This window comes from Brucella sp. LJL56 (assembly GCF_054871705.1).
This window is the reverse complement of record NZ_JBTXLQ010000004.1, coordinates 49,318-68,668: the sequence shown is the minus strand read 5'-3', so window position 1 is coordinate 68,668 and position 19,351 is coordinate 49,318. Positions and strand designations below refer to the sequence as shown.

Here is a 19,351-nt window from a genome sequence, read left to right as displayed (position 1 = left end):
GCCATTGATGAAAGCGGTTTACAGCCTGTTCGAACGCTGGGTCGATCCCTTTCGCGAACCGGACAGGCTGAGACCGCCTTCAACTACGCTCGGCTTTCTCTGGCATTATGCAAGGCAGGCGAAATGGCCGCTTGCTGCTTCCCTCGTGGTCGGCGGATTGCTGCCGCTGGTCGAGGCCGGACTGTTCTATTTCACTGGCAGGCTGGTCGATATTCTCGACCAGGCGGGAAAAGGTGGTGTTGAGCGAAGCTGGTCGGCGCTTTTGCAGGCGGCAGGCCCCGAACTGCTTTTCATGGGAATCACGGTCCTTGTGATCCGCCTCGTCGTGACAGCGATCAATACGCTGTTGGATGATCAGACCTTGTCGCCGGGCTTCTACAATATGATCCGCTGGCAGGCGAATTCCTATGTACTCCGCCAGTCCTACGCCTTCTTCCAGAATGATTTCGCCGGGCGCATTGCCACCAAGGTCTGGCAGGCAGGGCAGGCGGCTGGCGACCTCATAGAAAGTCTCATTCAGGTCGTCTGGTTCATGGCGATCTACAGCATCACCACGCTGTTTCTGGTTGGCCGGCTCGACTGGCGGCTGGCGGCAGCCGTGATCCTGTGGATCATTGCTTTCGGTTTCATCGCATGGCGTTATCTGCCGCGCATCCGCAAGAATGCCGAGGCTACGGCCGAGGCGGGCTCCATGATCAATGGGCGTATCGTTGACAGCTATTCCAACATCCAGACGATCAAGCTCAATACCGCCGACGACGACGAACGCTATCTGCGCGAAGGGTTCGAGCGCTATCTTGGCGCGATTCTCCCGTTCATGCGTTCGCTCACCGGCGTCCGGGTTTCGCTCACGGCACTTTCCGGCCTGATGATCGTGACGGTTGCGGCGATTGCCATCGATCTGTGGACACGCAATGCCATCACAGTCGGGCAGGTGTCGTTCACGCTTGGGCTGGTGCTGCGCCTCAACATGCTGCTTGGCCGCCTCATGATGCAGCTCAATGGAATGCTGCGCCAGCTTGGACTGATCGAAAATTCCATGCGGCTGGTTTCGGCCCCGCTCGGTCTGGAGGATCGGCCCAATGCGAAGCCGTTGCAGGTGACAAAGGCGCGTATCGATGTCCAGAACGTCACCTTTCATTATGGAAAGGCTGCAGGCGTTCTCGACAATATCAACCTCACTGTGCGCGGTGGTGAGAGGGTCGGTCTCGTCGGTCATTCCGGTGCAGGAAAATCGACCCTCGTCAACCTCATCCTGCGCCTCTACGATGTCGAGAAAGGCGCGATTCTCGTAGACGGGCAGGACATTCGCGATGTCACCCAGACATCATTGCGCCGTGCCGTTGCGGTCGTCAGTCAGGAAACCGCCCTGTTGCACAGGTCTTTGCGCGATAACATCATGCTGGCGCGCGATGATGCGACCGATGAAGAATTGCTGCAGGCAGCACGACAGGCCGAGGCCGATGGCTTCATTGCCAATCTGGAGGATTTTCAGGGGCGCCGCTCGTTCGATGCCTTTGTGGGCGAGCGCGGCGTCAAGCTTTCCGGCGGCCAGCGCCAGCGCATTGCGATAGCGCGCGCCATTTTGAAGGATGCACCCATCCTTATCCTCGATGAGGCGACATCCGCACTCGATTCGGAGGTGGAGGCCACCATTCAGGAGAATCTGAAGCGCCTCATGGACGGCAAGACCGTGATTGCGATTGCCCATCGCCTTTCCACCATTGCAGCGCTCGATCGTCTCGTGGTGATGGATCGGGGGCGAATCGTGGAGGAGGGCACGCATGACGAACTTATTGCCCGTGACGGCATCTATGCGGGACTTTGGGCCCGCCAGTCGGGTGGTTTTATTGGGCGGAATGAATAAAGTTGAGAGCTTTGCGTTATCTGTGGTGCATTATCGGTTTGTTGCGCATTCGCTGAATTGAGCAAGCAAATCCGCCTGCGACATCGTGCCGTCATAAGGGCTTGGTGTCTGGACAAGCGATTTTTACACGCCTAAACCGGAAAGTGAAATGGAGGGAATTTCGTCCTGTGAGCACTTGCGGGACTACTTTTGCGCAAGTGCAAAAGAGGACGAGGGGAGAGTTCAATTGAACATGCAGGTTGAAAAGGAATTGGCACGTGAGCGCACACGACACGGCTGAGCCGACACGGCGTGATTTTTTGTATATTGCGACGGGAATGGCCGGTGTCGTCGGAGTTGGCGGACTGGCCTGGCCGTTTATCGACCAGATGCGTCCGGACGCTTCGACACTCGCGGCTGCGTCCATCGAGGTTGATGTTTCGTCCCTTGCGGAAGGAGCATCATTAACTGTTAAATGGCGTGGTAAGCCGGTTTTTATTCGTAACCGCTCCGCCAAGGAAGTCGAGGATGGCAAGACGACCGTTCTTGGCGATCTCAAGGATCCGATTGCGCGTAATGCCAACCTTGCGTCGGACGCGCAGGCGACCGATCTTGCCCGCTCGGCAGGCGAAGGCAAGGAAAACTGGCTGGTGATGATCGGCGTGTGTACCCATCTGGGTTGCGTGCCGCTCGGTGAGTCCGGTTCTTTCGGTGGCTGGTTCTGCCCATGCCATGGTTCGACCTATGACACTGCCGGTCGTATCCGCAGTGGTCCGGCACCGGAAAACATGCACATCCCGCAATATGCGTTCACTTCCGATACGGTCATCAGGATCGGCTAACAGGTCTTGGGGAGAGAAGACATGAGTGCTGGACACTCCACATACACGCCGAAGACCGGCATCGAAAAATGGGTGGACGAACGGCTTCCCTTGCCGCGTCTCGTCTATGATTCCTTCGTGGCCTATCCGACGCCGCGTAACCTGAACTACATGTACACCTTCGGTGGCATTTTGAGCTTCATGCTCATTTCGCAGATTCTGACCGGCGTCGTGCTGGCCATGCATTATGCTGCGGATACGGGTATTGCGTTCAATTCCGTCGAGAAGATCATGCGCGACGTCAACTCCGGCTGGCTGCTGCGCTACATGCACTCCAACGGTGCATCGTTCTTCTTCATCGCCGTTTATCTCCATATCGCTCGCGGTCTCTATTACGGCTCCTACAAGGCGCCGCGTGAGCTTTTGTGGATTCTGGGCGTGGTCATCTTCCTTCTAATGATGGCGACCGCCTTCATGGGCTACGTGCTGCCATGGGGCCAGATGTCCTTCTGGGGTGCGACGGTTATCACCGGCTTCTTCACGGCTTTCCCGATCATCGGCGAACCGATCCAGCAGCTTCTGCTGGGCGGCTTTGCGGTCGACAATCCGACGCTCAACCGCTTCTTCTCGCTGCATTACCTGCTGCCGTTCATGATTGCGGGTGTCGTTATCCTGCACGTCTGGGCGCTGCACGTGACGGGCCAGACCAACCCGACCGGCATTGAAGTGAAATCGAAGACCGATACGCTGCCGTTCACGCCTTATGCGACCATCAAGGACGCTTTCGGCGCGCTCGTCTTCTTCGTGTTCTTCGCTTACTTCGTCTTCTACATGCCGAACTTCCTCGGCCATCCGGATAACTATATCCCGGCCGATTCCCTGAAGACGCCTGCTCACATCGTTCCGGAATGGTACTTCCTGCCGTTCTACGCGATGCTGCGCGCCATCACCTTCAACATCGGCCCAATCGATTCGAAGCTCGGCGGCGTTCTGACCATGTTCGGTTCGATCGCGATCCTCTTCGTCGTGCCTTGGCTCGATACATCGAAGGTTCGTTCGGCTGTCTATCGTCCGTGGTTCAAGCTGTTCTTCTGGCTGTTCGTGATCAACGCCATCTTCCTCGGCTGGCTGGGTTCGCGTCCGGCGGAAGGTTCCTACGTCTTCATGGCGCAGCTCGGTACGCTCTACTACTTTGCCTTCTTCATCGTCATCATGCCGGTCATCGGCCTGATCGAAACGCCGAAGCGTTTGCCGAACTCGATCACCGAGGCGGTTCTGGAGAAGAACGGCAAGGCCGATATCGCCCCTGTGGAAATCAAGGGCTGAGTCAGCGAGAGAGATGAAGGACGTAACAATGAAAAACATCCTCAAGAATTTCGCTGCCTTCGGTATTGCTCCGCTGGTTGCGCTTGGTATCGCCCTGGGTACGATGGGTGGTGCCTCGGCTGAGGAAGGCGGTAATGCCGCGGAGCCGGAACATTTTCCGATCCACCATCCCAAGCAGGAAAAGTGGAGCTTCGCCGGTCCGTTCGGAACCTATGACAAGGGACAGCTTCAGCGTGGCCTGAAGGTCTACAAGGAAGTCTGTTCGGCTTGTCATTCGATGAACCTGGTGGCTTTCCGCACGCTGGAAGGCCTCGGCTACTCGCCGGAGCAGGTCAAGGCGCTTGCCGCTGAATATGAAGTGCAGGATGGCCCGAATGCGGATGGCGAGATGTTCACCCGCAAGGCTCTCCCGACCGATCACTTTCCGGCACCGTTCCCGAACGCGGCTGCAGCCGCGGCCTCGAACAACGGCGCAGCGCCTCCGGACTTCTCGCTGATCGCGAAGGCCCGTGGTGTTGAGCGTGGCTTTCCAACCTTCATCTTCGACATATTCACGCAATATGCCGAAGCTGGTCCGGACTACATTCATGGACTTTTGACCGGGTACGACGAACAGCCGCCTGCAGGCATGCAGATCGCCGAAGGTACGCATTACAATCCGTACTTCATTTCGGCAAAGGCTCTGGCAATGGCGAAGCCGCTGAGCGACGACCAGGTCACCTATGACGATGGTTCGCCGCAAACGGTGGACCAATATGCACGCGACGTTTCGGCTTTCCTGATGTGGGCTGCAGAGCCGCATCTGGAAGATCGCAAGCGCACCGGTTTCCGGGTCATCATATTCCTGATCCTTTTTGCTGGTCTGGTTTATGTTGCCAAGCGTTCGATCTGGTCGAATGTGAAGCACTGACCGGTCAGTCCGAGTTAAAAAATGGGCGCCGCGGGCGCCCATTTTTTTTGGTATGGATGGATAGAGAATGATCGTTCGGTTCGCCGGGATACCATTGCCGCAATCAAGCCATAAAAATGACGGTGCGTCGCCGCAATGTTCTTGGCGTAAACGGGCGGTTTCTTTTGCAATTTGCTCGTTTGAGGGTGTAAAGGAGCTTGGCCCCAACTTTGCCTTGATTAATTTGACCGGCCCCACGGCCGCCTGAAAGGATGGAAAATGGAATCCGGATTTAAAGCCAGCTTGAAGGATGCGATCCGCACTATTCCGGACTATCCGAAGCCGGGCGTCCAGTTCCGTGACGTGACGACGCTTATGGGCGATGCACAGGCATTTCGCCGTTCGGTCGATGAACTGGTCTATCCTTATGCAGGCAACAAGGTCGACAAGGTAGCCGGTATCGAGGCGCGTGGCTTCATCCTCGGTGGCGCAATTGCGCATCAGCTTTCAGCCGGTTTCGTGCCGATCCGCAAGAAGGGCAAGCTGCCGCGCGATACCGTGCGCATTGCCTACAGCCTTGAATATGGCATCGACGAAATGGAAATGCACCGTGACGCGATCGAAAAGGGTGAGCGGATCATTCTGGTGGACGATCTGATCGCCACGGGCGGAACGGCGGAAGCGGCGGCGAAACTTCTGCTTCAAATGGGGGCGGATATCGTCGCAGCCTGTTTCATCATCGATCTGCCGGACCTCGGCGGCCGCAAGAAGCTTGAAGCTCTCGGCGTGCCGGTTCGCACGCTCGTTGCCTTCGAAGGCGATTGAGAATACGAGAAAGCGAAGGCGATTGAGAATACGAGAAAGCCCGGATCGCTCCGGGCTTTGTTGTTTCAGGCATCGGCCTTGGGTGGCAGCTTCACCATCGCCGCATTGTCGAAGGACAGCACCTCTTCGCCATTCTGGTTATGGGCACTTGTCGTCATGGTCAGCATGGACCAGCCGGGACGGGACGCAAGCGGTCGGATGGCATGGACCACACGCTTGTAGGTAATGGTATCTCCGGCATAAACGGGCTTCGACCATTTCAGGTTTTCAAAGCCGGGCGAGGGGCCAAATGTCGGCGGCGTCTCGCCGCGTTTCAGTGCTTCTTTCGTCGCCTCGACGATGGAAGCGACATTGAGCTTCATGAACACCGCCGTAGTATGCCAGCCGGAGGCGCAAAGCCCGCCGAAGACGCTCTTCTTTGCCGCTTCCGCATCCAGATGGAACGGCTGCGGATCGTATTTTCTGGCGAAATCGATGATTTCCTCGGCGGTAAACGTATAGCTGCCGATGACGAGGTTCTGTCCGAGATTTTCTTCCAGGAAACTCATGCTGCACCTCCCGGGGCCGCACCTTCCGGGATTGCATCGTAGTCGCGGCGTCCCATCATGCATGGATGCTGCATTTCGCACACGCTTTCGCCGCGCTGATTGAACAGCTCATGGTGGAATGTCACCAGCCCGATGGCCGGACGTGATTTGGAAATGCGCTTGTCCTTGATGGTCGTCACGCCGTTCAGCGTATCACCGGCAAGTACGGGGCGTTTCCAGCGTGTGAATTCAACGCCGGGGCCGCCCTGCGACATGGAATTGGTGAGATAGGCATCGCAGACCATGCGCATGATGAGGGAAGTGGTCTGCCACCCCGATGCTGCCAGCCCGCCGAGAACGCTCGCCTTGCCCGCTTCTTCATCGAGATGGAATGGCTGCGGGTCGAACGCGCTGGCAAATTCGATGATTTCTTCCTTGTTGATCGTACGAGGGCCGAAGGGAAGGGTCATTCCCGGTTCCATATCCTCGTAGGCATATTTTGGCAGAGGCTTGGTCACCCTCGATCTCCTCCCACTGGAGCGGATTGCGTTCACATTCGGTCGCGCTTCCGCTCTATCTGTTTGTCTTGGACCGCGCATCCGATTCCGAAAACCGCTTCGCACCTTTCGGGATGCGCTCTATGCAGAATAAAGAAAAGGCCGCCGGTTTTCGGCGGCCTGATCGTATCAGGTATTGAAGCGGAACAGCATCACATCGCCGTCATGGACGATGTATTCCTTGCCTTCGTCCCTTGCCTTGCCGGCTTCCTTGGCGCCGACTTCGCCATTGTATTTGACGTAGTCTTCATAGGCGATGGTCTGGGCGCGGATGAAGCCGCGCTCGAAATCGGTATGAATGACACCGGCAGCGCCGGGAGCCTTGGTGCCGCGCCGGATGGTCCAGGCGCGGGTTTCCTTCGGTCCTGCGGTGAAATAGGTGATGAGGTCGAGAAGCTTGTACCCGGCACGGATCAGGCGGTCGAGACCCGGTTCCTCAAGGTCCATGCTTTCCAGATATTCCTTGGCTTCCTCATCGGGAAGCTGCGCAACTTCTGCTTCGATTGCAGCCGAAATGATGACCGTCTGGGCGCCCTGTTCGTCGGCCATCTTGTCGACGGCAGCGCTAAATTCGTTGCCCTTGGCGGCGTCGCCTTCTGCGACGTTGCAGACATAAAGAACAGGCTTGGAGGTCAGCAGGTTCAGACCTTTAAGCGTCAGCAGGTCTTCTGCTGCGATGTCCTTCAGCATGAGGCGAACCGGCTGGCCGTTCTGGAGCAGTTCGAGTGCGGTTTCCATCACCGGCAGAATGGTGAGGGCTTCCTTGTCCTTGGCCGTAGCGCGCTTGCGGATCTGCACGATGCGGCGCTCGATGCTTTCGAGGTCCGACAGCATCAGTTCCGTTTCGACCGTCTCGGCGTCTGACACGGGATCGATGCGGCCTTCGACATGGGTGATGTCGTCATCTTCGAAGCAGCGCAGCACATGCACGATGGCATCGACTTCGCGAATATTGGCGAGGAACTGGTTGCCGAGACCTTCGCCCTTCGATGCGCCGCGCACGAGACCGGCAATGTCCACGAAGTTGATGCGGGTCGGGATGATTTCCTTCGAACCTGCGATCTTGGCAATTTCGTTCTGGCGCGGATCGGGAACCGCCACTTCGCCGGTGTTCGGCTCGATGGTGCAGAACGGATAGTTTGCGGCCTGTGCGGCGGCCGTTTTGGTCAGCGCGTTGAAAAGCGTCGACTTGCCAACATTTGGCAGACCGACGATGCCGCATTTGAAACCCATGATCGTACCTGTCAGACTAGAATAGAATTACCGTCGCTATGCGACATTGAGGTGTGAAGCGTCAAGAGGCGCAGCCGTCGCCGGGGATTAATCCTTCTTCCCCAGCAGCTTTTTCAGCATTTCAGCCATCGGTCCGCTTGCAGGAATATCCGGCTTCTTCTGGTTTTGCCGCGCCTGGCGAATATGGCTCTGCGCCTTGGCCTTTGCTTCAGGGGGGGCCTTTTCCGCTTGCGCGGGATCGGCCTTGAAGCCGCTTGGCCGCTGATTGCCGTCGCCCATGGCAAGCGCAATGCGGTTCATGAAGCTGTTGTCTTCGCCCGCCTTGGCGAGCAAGCCCACATTATCGGCGATAGCGCCCAGAAGCGTGTCCAGCCATTCATTGTCGGCCTTGGCAAAATCGCCGAGGACATAATTATGCACGAGTTCTTTCGCGCCGGGATGGCCGATGCCAAGCCGCATGCGGCGATAGTTCTGGCCGCCGGGGAAAGACTGTACATGCGCGTCGATGGATTTAATACCGTTATGGCCGCCAGAGCCGCCACCGGTCTTGATGCGCAGCTTGCCCGGAATAAGGTCGAGTTCGTCATAGATCACGACGAGATCGGCGGATGTCAGCTTGTAGAAGCGCATGGCTTCACCGATGGACTGGCCGGAAAGGTTCATGAAAGTCTGCGGCTTGATCAGCAGCACCTTTTCGCCATCGATCACACCGTCGGCGATCTCGGCTTGAAATTTCTTCTGCCAGTTGGAAAAGCGATGGCGGCGGAATATTTCATCCGCCGCCATGAAACCGATATTGTGCCGGTTATGCGCATATTTGGGGCCCGGATTGCCAAGACCTGCAATGAGCAGCATGGTTCTGAGCCCCTAAAATGCGGAAAGCGATTATTCGCCGTCCTTGGCTTCTTCTTCTGCAGCGCCTTCCGAAGCAGCTTCTTCCGACTTCAGGCCGGCAGGAGCAGCAATCGTGGCGATGGTGAAGTCGCGGTCCTGAATGGCAGCGGTCGCGCCCTTCGGCAGCTTGATAGCCGAAATATGGACGGAGTCGCCGATTTCGAGGCCGGTCAGGTCGAACTCGAGTGCTTCCGGAATTGCATTGGCCGGAACGATCAGTTCAACGTCGTGACGAACGATGTTGAGAACGCCGCCGCGCTTGATGCCCGGAGCAGCTTCTTCGTTCTTGAAGTGAACAGGAACGTTCACGTGAACGACCGACTTGGCGGAAACGCGCAGGAAGTCGACATGCTGCGGGAAGTCGCGGACTGGGTCCAACTGGTAGTCCTTCGGGAGGACCTGAATCTTCTTGCCGTCTACTTCGATCGTGGCAACCGTGGTCTTAAAACCACCGCCATGAATCTTGTAGAAGATTTCCTTGTAGGGGACGGCGATTGCGAGGGGTTCCTGCTTGTCGCCATAGATGACTGCAGGAATCTGGCCGTTGCGACGCAGTTCGCGGGAGGACCCCTTACCAACCCGGGTACGCAGATCGGCCTTGAGCACGTAAGTCTCGCTCATGGCATTTCCTTTCAAAGTTACTGGAGTGTCGCTCGCTGTATAATCTGCGCATGATCTTGTCCGAAAACCGGTTTCCACTTTTCGGGATCATGCTCCAACAAACGACATGAAACAGCCCGTATCGTCTGTCACAAGGTGAAAGACCGGACCGCTCCATTCCGCGTTGCCTCCAAGGGTGTCTACGCGGATGGCGGTGGCTATAGACCATAGCGTGCGGCGGCGCAAGTTTTTTGGATTTGCCTTCGCGCGGAGGCCGACGGGCGATAGTTGAAAAAATGATCCCGATGGCCTATATTCGGATCGGTAGCTGAAGCGCGAACTCCAGCTACCGCGTACTTAGATAAAGATCTGTACCCGCACTGAGGCTTGCCAGCCAGTGCGGGTTTTCTTTATTCTAAGCGTGAATCTAATGGGTATTAGCCACATAGAGTTCACCTCCGAACAGAGAGCAAAGCCCTTGCCACGGTCGGAGTGGCTCATCCTCCCCGACGCGCCCGCTGGCTGGACGCTTGCTGCTTTTGCCCCCTGATCCAATTGCTATCAAAACTTCTGGTTGAAATCTACTGCCCGGCATCTGTGGGTATTTGTCTTAAAGCGCGTCGCCTTTTATCGTCGTCATATGACACGCTTTAAGTTTTTGTTTTCATGCATGTCTTCATCCCAAAACCGGTTCCCACTTTTGGGAGACATGCATTAACGGGTGGCAATGGCAGCCGCAAAAGTGTTAAGCGAATGCCTGATCGACTGGCGGCTGGACCGTACGAGTCGTCTGTTCCTGCAATGTTGAAACAAGGAGACGAGATGCAGGTCGGTATCGACATGGGTTCTGTTGCCGGAAGCGGTTCTGCCTCGGCAGCGGCGCTTGGCGGTGGCAAGCAGGCCATGCTTGATCTTGAGGAGCTTCTCGCCACGCGTCTGCTGGTGCAGGGCAATTCCGGCTCCGGCAAGTCGCACCTTCTGCGCCGTCTTCTGGAACAGAGCGCGCAATGGGTGCAGCAGTGCATCGTCGATCCGGAAGGCGATTTCGTCACGCTCGCCGATCTTTACGGCCATGTTGTCGTTGACGCCGCCCGTACCGAAGCTGAACTTACCCGTATTGCCGGACGCATCCGCCAGCATCGTGTTTCGGTGGTGCTCAATCTGGAAGGTCTCGATGTCGAGCAGCAGATGCGCTCGGCAGCAGCTTTTCTCGGCGGTCTTTTCGATGCAGAGCGCGACTATTGGTATCCGATGCTGGTGGTTGTGGACGAGGCGCAGCTTTTTGCACCTGCCGCCGCAGGCGAAGTGTCGGACGAAGCACGCAAGTTGTCGCTGGGCGCGATGACAAATCTCATGTGTCGTGGACGAAAGCGCGGACTGGCCGGTGTCATCGCCACGCAGCGACTGGCCAAGCTTGCCAAGAACGTTGCTGCCGAAGCTTCCAACTTCCTGATGGGACGTACATTTCTCGATATCGACATGGCACGCGCTGCCGATCTTCTCGGCATGGAGCGCCGCCAAGCTGAAATGTTCCGAGATTTGCAGCGCGGGCATTTCGTGGCGCTTGGCCCTGCATTGTCGCGCCGTCCCTTGCCGATCAAGATTGGCAAGGTAGAGACATCGGCGCGTTCGTCGTCGCCCAAACTGATGCCGCTGCCCGAAGCGCCGGAAGATGCGCTCGATCTCATTTTCACGCCTGCGCCGCAGGAAATCCGTACCGCTGTGCGCAGGACGCCACCACCACCACCGCCGCCATCGACGGCGGAAATTCTGGCGCAGGTGGCAAAGCCGAAGCCCGAGGCCGAGCCGGCACAAGAGCCGTTGTTCCCCGGCATCGTGGAAGCTGAACGGGATGGGCTTCTTGAGAAGGTCATGCGCGAGATCGTGGACGACCCGGAAGCTTCGTTCCGCTCGGTTGCCGTTCTCTATCAGGACTTTCTTGTGCGCTGCCGCATTCACCGTGTTCCGGGCGAACCGCTGGCACTGCCTGCCTTCCGCCGCAGGCTGGCGGTGGCGCAGGCCAGCATTGAAAGCGATGTGGCCAATGGAGAGACATGGCAGCAGGCGCTGTCGCTGTCAGAAAGCCTCACCGACGATGTGCAGGGCGTGTTCCTGATCGTGGCGCAGGCAGCGGTAACCGGTGCGCCGTGCCCTTCTGACGCGGCATTGGCGCGCGCCTATGGCACGCACTCGTTCAGCCGCGCGCGGCGTCTGCTGACCTATTTCGAGGAGCGCGGGCTTCTGGTTGTTCGCAATGATTTCAAGGGAATGCGCATCGTCAATTTTCCCGATCTTGCCTGTGAGACCGCTCCGGGCGACCCGAATGCGCCGGACGAGCTGGCGGAAGAAGGCGCTGCGGCTGAATAGAATAAGTTGTTGCCTGTGAAAACTGTCATGAACCTGTAATGATCCTCGCCGACAGCTTGCGAAACGGATCATTCAGGGCGACAGCGTGACAGAGCCAGTAAAGCAGCCGGATTTCAAAGAACTTTTCACGACCTTTGGCAAGATCGGCCTTCTGTCCTTCGGCGGACCGGCGGCGCAGATTGCCATGTTGCAACGCATCCTCGTGGATGAGAAAAAATGGATGGATCAGGAACGGCTGATTCATGCACTCAATTTCTGCATGTTGCTGCCGGGGCCGGAAGCCATGCAGCTTGCGACCTATTCCGGCTGGGCGGTCAAAGGCTGGCGTGGCGGCCTGCTGGCAGGGCTTTTGTTCGTGCTGCCCGGCGCAGTTGTCATGCTTGCACTGTCGGCGCTTTATATCGCCTTCGGCCATGTCGAGGTCGTGGCGGGGCTGTTGTTCGGCCTCAAGGCTGCGGTTTTGGCTGTGGTTTTCGAAGCACTCTATCGCATGGCCAAACGGACATTGGCCTCGGGTTTTTCCTATGCGGTGGCGATTGCTGCATTCATTGCGATAGCCTTCCTGAAACTGCCGTTTCCGCTCGTCGTCCTGCTGGCAGCTCTTGTGGGCGGACTACGACATGTCGTTCAGGGGAAGAGTGCAGCAACAATTCTGGGAGAGGCGACACCCGGTGCCCTGCGAGAGTTCACGCAGCAGACGCTCATCTGGGGCGGGCTGTGGCTTTTGCCGTTGCTAGGGCTCTTTTTCGCTTTTGGCGGCGCGCATGTTTTCGTGCAGGAAGCAGCCTTCTTCTCGAAGCTTGCTGCGGTGACATTCGGTGGCGCTTATGCCGCTCTTTCTTATACGGCGCAGCAGGCGGTCGAGCATTTCGGTTGGATGAAGCCGGGGGAAATGCTGACCGGGCTCGGTCTCGCCGAAACCACGCCAGGGCCGCTAATCCTCGTGCTGGTCTTTGTCGGCTTTGTGGGGGCTGCGAACCTGTCGGGCCTGCCGCCGCTTCCGGGCGGCTTTTTTGGTGGATTGATCGCGCTCTGGTTTACCTTCGTGCCCTGCTTTCTATGGATATTGGCGGGCGCGCCATTCGTCGAGCGGCTGCGTCAGGTACGCTGGCTGTCTGCCATGCTGGGCGGCATTACGGCTGCGGTCGTCGGCGTAATTGCCAATCTGGCGCTGTGGTTCTCGCTGCACGTCCTGTTTTCGCAGGTGGTCGAGAAGGCTGTCGGTCCCTTCACATTGCCGCTGCCGGTCTGGAGCACAATAGACAATGCCGCCGTCCTGATCGCAGGCGCGGCGGCATTATTGCTTGTCGTCTTCAAACTGAACATGCCGCTCGTGCTGTTGCTGGCGGCATGTCTCGGAATTGTAATCCGGCTGGTGTTTTAGTCGAACAGGCTCGAAACGGACTCTTCCGCTGCTGTACGCGCAATGGCTTCGCCGATCAGGTCGGAAATCGAGAGCACGCGGATATTCGGCGCATCGTTGATCGCGGTGGTCGGCTGGATGGAATCGGTGATGACCAGTTCCTTCAGCTTGGACGCGGCGATACGGGCAACCGCGCCGCCGGACAGAACGCCATGCGTAATGTAGGCGGTGACGCTGTTCGCACCCTTGGCCAGCAGGGCTTCGGCTGCATTGCAGAGCGTGCCGCCGGAATCGACGATATCGTCGAACAGCAGACAATCTTTGCCGACAACGTCGCCGATGACGTTCATGACTTCCGATTCACCTGGACGTTCGCGGCGCTTGTCGACGATGGCGAGCTGTGCATCGATACGCTTGGCCAGCGAGCGGGCACGCACCACGCCACCGACGTCAGGCGAAACGACCATGCAGTTGCCGGTGGCATAGTTGGCCTTCACGTCGCGCGCGATAACCGGAACCGCATAGAGATTGTCGGTCGGGATATCGAAGAAGCCCTGAATCTGACCGGCATGAAGGTCGAGCGTCAGAACGCGGTTCGCACCGGCTTCAGTGATGAGGTTGGAAACAAGCTTTGCCGAGATCGGCGTGCGCGGACCGGGCTTGCGGTCCTGACGGGCATAGCCGAAATAGGGCAGGACGGCGGTGATGCGACGTGCGGAGGAACGGCGGAAGGCATCGATCATGATGAGCAGTTCCATCAGGTGATCATTTGCCGGGTAGGAAGTCGATTGCAGAACGAATACGTCTTCGCCGCGGACGTTTTCCTGAATCTCTACGAAGATTTCCTGATCGGCGAAGCGACGGACGCTGGCCTTACCGAGTGGAATGTTGAGATATTGAGCAACGGATTCGGCAAGAACCCGGTTGGAGTTGCCTGCGAAAAGTTTCATTCTTTTGCCTCTGACGCCGATGCGGTCGCGGTTTGCAGTTTGGTTCTGTCGCAACAGTCCGCCGTAACGGACTTAATCTCTTAAAAACTTTAAGCTGCGTACTTTCTGACGGGATCAAGTACTGCAGCTTGCAAGGTTTTCTTTCGGATGTGGGGCCTATTGCAAAGAGTCACCGTCATTGCAAGGCCCTTGGGAACACAATTGCTGTTAAAAGCCCGGTTTTCCGGCTTTCCCACAGTGGGCAAACATGATTCAGCAAAAGATTTCAGTCTTTTGCCACCAAAGCAACTTTCTATGCGCGATTTGCCGCAAGCCAGGTCGAATATTCCTGCATGGTGCGGTCGGCGATTGCCTGCATTGCGGAAGCCGGAACGACGCTCCATGAGTCTGCGGCCGCACCTGGAACTTTCTCCTGCCCCTGTATCCGGTGAAGGCGGTTGCCGGAAGCATCCAGCACGTCCCAGACATAGAGCACGGTGGTCTGGTTATCTTCCGAAAGAACGGAGAAATAACCCTTCATGACATAGGCGGCACTCGTGTCGTTGTTGCCCGCAAGCTCGATGCCCTTCGTCTTGGCGTCATCATTCATGCGATGGGTGAGGGGAGTCACCACATTCACAGGCGCGCCGACGATGGGCGCAATGTGCAACTTTCCCGGCTTGAGCGCCGCACTGCGCTGCGGTGCCGCTGGTGCGGTCGTTGCGGGCGCTGTTCCGGTCGCAGCCGGGGTTGTTCCCGTGGGCTGGACGGGTGCTGTTCCTGTCGCCGGGGTGCCCGGTGTCGCCGCTGGCGTAGCAGTTTGGCCAGAGCTCTGGCCCGAACTCTGATTGCTGCCTTGTACGTTCAGAGCGGATTCGGTGCTGTTGCAGGCGGCAAGCAAGCTTGTAAGCACCCCGGCCAGCAACAACATCGTTGAAAGACGTGCCTTGTTCATGTTCGGCTTCATGCTCCTGAAGGCGCAGTTTCTCTGCGATAGGGCATTTTCAGTATGAAATAGTCTATCGATCTCTCCCGACGTGCATCTCATCCGAAAACCGCTTCGCACTTTTCAGGATGCACTTGTGGCAGTTTTATCGCCGATTGCGCCTCATTTGACAATCATATCAAGAGAATGGCGGGATAATGGCTGCGCCGCGCCATTTGTTGTGAGATAAGTCTGCCCCAGCGTCATCGCGGTCTGCGTATCGGAATCCGTGATGATCATATGCGCGAAAAGTGTCATGTCCGGCTGGATGCTTTCCGGGTTTCCGGCATAAAACATTTGTGGGTCCATCCACGATGGCGTGAAGCGCGCGCCCACCGAATAGCCGCAGGCATTGAGGCGGTGGCGGGTGAGGCCGTGCGCTTCCATGGTCCGCGCATGGGCGTCAAAGACGTCGCCGAATGTCGAGGCGGGCGTCATTGCCGCTTCTACCGCTTCGAGGGCTTCACGTGCGGCGGCATAGAGTTCCAGATGATGTGTGGTCGGTTTTCCGACGATCAGCGTGCGCATCATCGGCGCATGGTAATGCCGGAAGACACCCGACCATTCGAGCGTAAGCTGGTCGTTCTTGTTCAGCTTGCGCCGGCCGGATTTGTAGCGGCAGAGCAGGGCATCGTCGCCCGAGCCGATGATATATTCGTTTGCCGGATAATCGCCGTCACCCGCGAAATTGGCGCTCATCATCGCGGCCAGAATATCGGCTTCGCTGGCACCTGCCTTGGTGAGTTTCACGGCGGCATCAAGCGCGTCGTCGCTGAGTTCGGCAGCCCGCTTGGCATAGGCGATTTCGGCAGGGCTTTTGAGAAGACGCAGGCGATCCACCATGCCGGATGCATCGTAAAGCTTGGCAAAGCTCTGCAACTGTTCGTCCAGCTTGCGGGCATTGGCACCGGTGAGGCCGTGCGTCTGGTATTCGATCCCGATCCGGGTGCCGAGAAGGTCGAGTTCCGTCAGGATATTGCGCAGGTCGGAAGCCGGATTGGCATTGTCGCGGTCGGTCCAGACGACGATGTTCTCGATATTCGACGTGTGGCGCGCCTGCCGCAGATCTGCAGAACGCGTCATCAGCACCATCGACCCGTCGGCTTTCACCACGAGACACTGGAAAAAGCAGAAGCCGAACGTGTCATAGCCGGTCAGCCAGTACATGCTCTCCTGTGCGAACAGCAAAAGCGCATCCAGCTTTTCCTCCTCCATCTTCAAGATCAGACGGTCGCGACGTGCGGCGAATTCTTCCGGCTCGAAGTGAAGGGCCATGCGGTTCTCCCTATTCTTTGATGATGGCTATCGCTGCAATCTGACGCCCGTAATCGGGTTCGTTGCGATGGGTGGTGCGCCGGTAGGAATAGAACTGTTCCTCATCGGCATAGGTGCACTGGCGAAGGGATTCTGCCCGCACGCCAGCCTTTGTCAGCCTGTCGGTAATGAAGGTCCACAGATCGAAAAGCTTGTGTTCCGGCTTGTCGGAAGGCCGGAAATAGGCGGTGTAGGCAGGGTCCCTGCCGATAAATTCTGCGTAGAACTCCGGTCCGACTTCGTAGTTTTTGGGTCCGATGGTCGGGCCGAGAACGGCAACGATGTTCTCGCGCTTTGCACCGAGGCCGATCATGGCTTCAACGGTATTTTCGAGCACACCGCCGAAAGCGCCGCGCCATCCGGCATGGGCGGAGCCGATGACTCCCGCTTCATGATCCGCAAAAAGTACAGGCCCGCAGTCGGCGGAAAGCGCACCGATGGCGATGCCGGGAACATTCGTCACCATTGCGTCAGCCTTCGGACGCGGGGCGGCAAACGGTTCGGTGACATGGAGGACATCGGGCGAATGAACCTGATGCACGGTCATGAGATGATCGGGTGCAACGCCAAGGCTTTCCGCCACGCGACGGCGATTCTCGGCAACCTTTTCCGGCACATCGTTTGAACCGCTTCCAACATTCAAGCCCATATAGATGCCATCGGAAACGCCGCCCTTGCGGGTGAAAAAGCCGTGCGCAATCCGCTTCCCGTTCTGTCCGACGGGCTTTTCAAGGAGAGGCGAGCGGAGCGGTTGCGGCATATCGGTCATCTTGCTGGCTTTCGTAAACGGCGGGATGGTGGGGGAGGTCTGTTGGCTTGTCAATCGCTGCTTTTTGAAGGCCAGGGCATCACGTGGCCTCGAAAGGATAGAGGCGCGTCTGCCTGTCACTCAATGCCAGAACCTTGAACAAGGTTCCCATTTGATCGGGCGCGGCCAGTCTTTCGACGTCCTGCCGGATTTTTTCCTGAAACGCTGCATCCTTGCCCGAACCGAGTTTTCCGGCGCGATCGAGAAGGCCCATTGCAAGCAGAAATTCGCCCTGCGTCATCATTCCGGTCTTGCAGCCGCTGGCTCGTGCGGTCTTGTCAAGACTATCGAAATCGACATGGCTGGTCAGATCGGCTTCGCCCGGATGGCCGAACACATCGTCATAAGCATGTTTCAGCATGGCTTGCAGCGTATCGCCGAAACCGGCTTCGAGATGGCCGTAATCGATGTTGAGCGCTGCACCGCGCGTGGCCGCGATACGGCTGGCAATTTCCTGCATCAAGGCCGTGCGCGCCGGAGCCGCTTCAAAGATAGCGCCTTCAGGTGCTTGCGCATGGCCTGCAGGTAAAAGTGCCGGATCAATGCCGCCCAGTCCGCTGACGAAATGGAACTCGTTCTTTTCGTCGAGCGCGATCATCCGTTCGACAAAGCGGCCATCGACCTTGACGAATTGCCGGAACGGAATCGCATCGAACAGCTCATTGGTCACGAGGATCAGCGGCCTGTTGGCAGTATCGGCGGAAATATCGGAAAAGCGTTCGAACCAGTCGATCTTCGCTCCGGTATCGGACAGCTTTTCCCTTTGCCTTTCGACAAGGCGCGGGCTGGTTTCCACCATGGCGACCCGCGCATGGGCCAGCATTTGCGGGGCGAGCCTGCCGATGGTGCGCAGCATGTCGCTCATCAGCGTGCCGCGGCCGGGGCCGATTTCGCAAAGCACGATACTGTCCGGGCGTCCCAGCGCGTCCCATTCGCTGACGCACCAGATACCGATCAGTTCGCCGAACATCTGACTGACTTCCGGCGCGGTGATGAAATCGCCGTCACGCCCGAAAGGTTCGCGCGTCGTATAGTAGCCCGCCTCGTGATCACCGAGGCAGGCTGCCATATAATCGGCAACGCTGATCGGCCCGGACGTGGCAATCAGCCGTTTCAGCCGGTCTTTCAGCGCTGCTTCAGGCATCTTTCGCCGCTGCACGGTTGGCGCGCCACATGGCCCAAAGCCCGATCAGCACCATCGGCACCGAAAGCACCATGCCCATGGTGAGCCATCCGCCGAAGAGATAGCCGAGCTGGGCATCCGGCTCGCGGAAGAATTCGACCACGATGCGGCTGAGGCCGTAACCGGTGACGAAAGCACCCGCGACGAAGCCCGGCTTCTTCAGTTTGCGCCCGACCCAGACGAGGAGGAACAGAACGAAGAACAGGACGAAGCCTTCGAGAAATGCCTCGTAAAGCTGGCTCGGATGGCGCGGCAGCGGGCCGCCATTGGGGAAATAAACTGCCCATGGCACATCGCTGACACGGCCCCAAAGTTCCGAGTTGATGAAATTGGCAACGCGCACCACGCCAAGTCCGACCGGCACACCGGCGGCAATCGTGTCGAACATGCTCCAGACCTTGATGCCGCGCGAGCGGGCAAACAGGATCATGGCGATGGTGGTGCCGAGAATGCCGCCATGAAACGACATGCCGCCATCCCAGACCGCCGGAATGGCAAGCGGGTTGGAGATATAATAAGAGAAATTATAGAAGAGTACGTAGCCGATGCGTCCACCGAGCACCACGCCCAGCGCTGCCCAGATCACGAAGTCATCGAGAGCTTCCGGCGCCATGGGCGGCTGGTTGTGGGCCCATAGGCGATGGCTGCGCAGGAGCTTTTTGCCATACCACCAGGCAAACATGATGCCGACGACATAGCCGAGGCCATACCAGTGCACCGCCAGCGGCCCGATCTGGAAAATCACCGGATCGATATTTGGGAAGGCGAGCGCCGATGCGGGCAGCAACGTCTCAATCATGAAATCACTCCGTTTTGTGACGGAACATGCTGGACCGGCCCGTTATGGTCAAGCTGTTCCCGTTCGCTGCAGTTCGCGTTTGCAA

18 protein-coding genes are annotated in these 19,351 nt (G+C 57.9%); 7 read left to right on the top strand and 11 right to left on the bottom strand.

Features of this window, described 5'->3' with window-relative positions; genetic code table 11:
* Positions 1-7: 7 nt before the first annotated feature.
* From ACYSN1_RS14670 to ACYSN1_RS14650, 5 genes are all read left to right on the top strand, one after another.
* Complete coding sequence (locus tag ACYSN1_RS14670; protein ID WP_461726358.1) at positions 8-1,867, top strand: ABC transporter ATP-binding protein; 1,860 nt, start codon at positions 8-10, stop codon at positions 1,865-1,867.
* A 257-nt stretch (positions 1,868-2,124) separates the two neighbouring features.
* Positions 2,125-2,688, top strand: a complete 564-nt coding sequence (gene petA, locus ACYSN1_RS14665; RefSeq protein WP_461726357.1) for a ubiquinol-cytochrome c reductase iron-sulfur subunit — start codon at positions 2,125-2,127, stop codon at positions 2,686-2,688.
* Positions 2,689-2,709: 21 nt separating this feature from the next.
* Entirely contained in the window at positions 2,710-3,993 is a 1,284-nt protein-coding gene (locus ACYSN1_RS14660) for a cytochrome b (protein WP_461726356.1), read from the top strand.
* 28 nt (positions 3,994-4,021) lie between these two features.
* Positions 4,022-4,903: a cytochrome c1 gene (locus ACYSN1_RS14655; RefSeq protein ID WP_461726355.1), complete on the top strand. Its 882-nt coding sequence runs from the start codon at positions 4,022-4,024 to the stop codon at positions 4,901-4,903.
* Between the two features lie 258 nt (positions 4,904-5,161).
* Entirely contained in the window at positions 5,162-5,707 is a 546-nt protein-coding gene (locus ACYSN1_RS14650; RefSeq protein ID WP_061345912.1) for an adenine phosphoribosyltransferase, read from the top strand.
* A 65-nt stretch (positions 5,708-5,772) separates the two neighbouring features.
* Here ACYSN1_RS14650 and ACYSN1_RS14645 read toward each other — a convergent pair whose 3' ends face one another.
* From ACYSN1_RS14645 to ACYSN1_RS14625, 5 genes are all read right to left on the bottom strand, one after another.
* Positions 5,773-6,255 (bottom strand): MaoC family dehydratase, encoded by a 483-nt coding sequence (locus ACYSN1_RS14645; RefSeq protein WP_461726354.1) that lies wholly within the window; start codon positions 6,253-6,255, stop codon positions 5,773-5,775.
* Complete coding sequence (locus ACYSN1_RS14640) at positions 6,252-6,752, bottom strand: MaoC family dehydratase (protein ID WP_461726353.1); 501 nt, start codon at positions 6,750-6,752, stop codon at positions 6,252-6,254. Before ACYSN1_RS14640 ends, ACYSN1_RS14645 begins: the two co-directional genes overlap by 4 nt.
* 168 nt (positions 6,753-6,920) lie before the next feature.
* Positions 6,921-8,024 carry a redox-regulated ATPase YchF gene (gene ychF, locus ACYSN1_RS14635; RefSeq protein WP_461726352.1) on the bottom strand — a complete coding sequence of 368 codons (1,104 nt, stop codon included), beginning with the start codon at positions 8,022-8,024 and terminating at the stop codon, positions 6,921-6,923.
* An 87-nt stretch (positions 8,025-8,111) separates the two neighbouring features.
* Positions 8,112-8,879 (bottom strand): aminoacyl-tRNA hydrolase, encoded by a 768-nt coding sequence (gene pth / locus ACYSN1_RS14630; RefSeq protein ID WP_461726351.1) that lies wholly within the window; start codon positions 8,877-8,879, stop codon positions 8,112-8,114.
* A gap of 30 nt (positions 8,880-8,909) precedes the next feature.
* Positions 8,910-9,539 (bottom strand): 50S ribosomal protein L25/general stress protein Ctc, encoded by a 630-nt coding sequence (locus ACYSN1_RS14625; protein ID WP_461726350.1) that lies wholly within the window; start codon positions 9,537-9,539, stop codon positions 8,910-8,912.
* A gap of 801 nt (positions 9,540-10,340) precedes the next feature.
* Between ACYSN1_RS14625 and ACYSN1_RS14620 the strand changes: the two genes are divergently transcribed.
* Both ACYSN1_RS14620 and chrA read left to right on the top strand, forming a co-directional pair.
* Positions 10,341-11,885 carry a helicase HerA domain-containing protein gene (locus ACYSN1_RS14620; protein ID WP_461726349.1) on the top strand — a complete coding sequence of 515 codons (1,545 nt, stop codon included), beginning with the start codon at positions 10,341-10,343 and terminating at the stop codon, positions 11,883-11,885.
* A gap of 85 nt (positions 11,886-11,970) precedes the next feature.
* Positions 11,971-13,269 carry a chromate efflux transporter gene (gene chrA, locus ACYSN1_RS14615; protein WP_461726348.1) on the top strand — a complete coding sequence of 433 codons (1,299 nt, stop codon included), beginning with the start codon at positions 11,971-11,973 and terminating at the stop codon, positions 13,267-13,269.
* Here chrA and ACYSN1_RS14610 read toward each other — a convergent pair.
* From ACYSN1_RS14610 to lgt, 6 genes are all read right to left on the bottom strand, one after another.
* A complete protein-coding gene (locus ACYSN1_RS14610) occupies positions 13,266-14,198 on the bottom strand; it encodes a ribose-phosphate pyrophosphokinase (RefSeq protein ID WP_140022421.1) in 933 nt (310 codons plus the stop codon). The two genes, chrA and ACYSN1_RS14610, sit on opposite strands and share 4 nt — an antisense overlap.
* A gap of 292 nt (positions 14,199-14,490) precedes the next feature.
* On the bottom strand, positions 14,491-15,144 hold the full coding sequence (locus tag ACYSN1_RS14605) for a hypothetical protein (protein WP_461726347.1): 654 nt from the start codon (positions 15,142-15,144) through the stop codon (positions 14,491-14,493).
* A 141-nt stretch (positions 15,145-15,285) separates the two neighbouring features.
* On the bottom strand, positions 15,286-16,437 hold the full coding sequence (locus tag ACYSN1_RS14600) for a M24 family metallopeptidase (protein ID WP_461726346.1): 1,152 nt from the start codon (positions 16,435-16,437) through the stop codon (positions 15,286-15,288).
* Positions 16,438-16,447: 10 nt separating this feature from the next.
* Complete coding sequence (gene pgeF, locus ACYSN1_RS14595) at positions 16,448-17,245, bottom strand: peptidoglycan editing factor PgeF (protein ID WP_461726574.1); 798 nt, start codon at positions 17,243-17,245, stop codon at positions 16,448-16,450.
* A 79-nt stretch (positions 17,246-17,324) separates the two neighbouring features.
* Entirely contained in the window at positions 17,325-18,428 is a 1,104-nt protein-coding gene (locus ACYSN1_RS14590) for a class I SAM-dependent methyltransferase (RefSeq protein ID WP_461726345.1), read from the bottom strand.
* Positions 18,421-19,266: a prolipoprotein diacylglyceryl transferase gene (gene lgt, locus ACYSN1_RS14585; protein WP_461726344.1), complete on the bottom strand. Its 846-nt coding sequence runs from the start codon at positions 19,264-19,266 to the stop codon at positions 18,421-18,423. Before lgt ends, ACYSN1_RS14590 begins: the two co-directional genes overlap by 8 nt.
* Positions 19,267-19,351 lie beyond the last annotated feature (85 nt).

What these genes read in the sequence shown, in the direction of transcription:
- ACYSN1_RS14670 (WP_461726358.1), top strand. Translation starts at nt 8, where the DNA reads ATGAAAGCGGTTTACAGCCTGTTCGAACGCTGGGTCGATCCCTTTCGC.
- ACYSN1_RS14650 (WP_061345912.1), top strand. Translation starts at nt 5,162, where the DNA reads ATGGAATCCGGATTTAAAGCCAGCTTGAAGGATGCGATCCGCACTATT.
- ychF (WP_461726352.1), bottom strand. Translation starts at nt 8,024, where the DNA reads ATGGGTTTCAAATGCGGCATCGTCGGTCTGCCAAATGTTGGCAAGTCG.
- ACYSN1_RS14620 (WP_461726349.1), top strand. Translation starts at nt 10,341, where the DNA reads ATGCAGGTCGGTATCGACATGGGTTCTGTTGCCGGAAGCGGTTCTGCC.
- ACYSN1_RS14600 (WP_461726346.1), bottom strand. Translation starts at nt 16,437, where the DNA reads ATGGCCCTTCACTTCGAGCCGGAAGAATTCGCCGCACGTCGCGACCGT.
- ACYSN1_RS14625 (WP_461726350.1), bottom strand. Translation starts at nt 9,539, where the DNA reads ATGAGCGAGACTTACGTGCTCAAGGCCGATCTGCGTACCCGGGTTGGT.
- ACYSN1_RS14590 (WP_461726345.1), bottom strand. Translation starts at nt 18,428, where the DNA reads ATGCCTGAAGCAGCGCTGAAAGACCGGCTGAAACGGCTGATTGCCACG.
- ACYSN1_RS14610 (WP_140022421.1), bottom strand. Translation starts at nt 14,198, where the DNA reads ATGAAACTTTTCGCAGGCAACTCCAACCGGGTTCTTGCCGAATCCGTT.
- lgt (WP_461726344.1), bottom strand. Translation starts at nt 19,266, where the DNA reads ATGATTGAGACGTTGCTGCCCGCATCGGCGCTCGCCTTCCCAAATATC.
- ACYSN1_RS14655 (WP_461726355.1), top strand. Translation starts at nt 4,022, where the DNA reads ATGAAAAACATCCTCAAGAATTTCGCTGCCTTCGGTATTGCTCCGCTG.
- pth (WP_461726351.1), bottom strand. Translation starts at nt 8,879, where the DNA reads ATGCTGCTCATTGCAGGTCTTGGCAATCCGGGCCCCAAATATGCGCAT.
- pgeF (WP_461726574.1), bottom strand. Translation starts at nt 17,245, where the DNA reads ATGACCGATATGCCGCAACCGCTCCGCTCGCCTCTCCTTGAAAAGCCC.
- ACYSN1_RS14605 (WP_461726347.1), bottom strand. Translation starts at nt 15,144, where the DNA reads ATGAAGCCGAACATGAACAAGGCACGTCTTTCAACGATGTTGTTGCTG.
- ACYSN1_RS14645 (WP_461726354.1), bottom strand. Translation starts at nt 6,255, where the DNA reads ATGAGTTTCCTGGAAGAAAATCTCGGACAGAACCTCGTCATCGGCAGC.
- ACYSN1_RS14660 (WP_461726356.1), top strand. Translation starts at nt 2,710, where the DNA reads ATGAGTGCTGGACACTCCACATACACGCCGAAGACCGGCATCGAAAAA.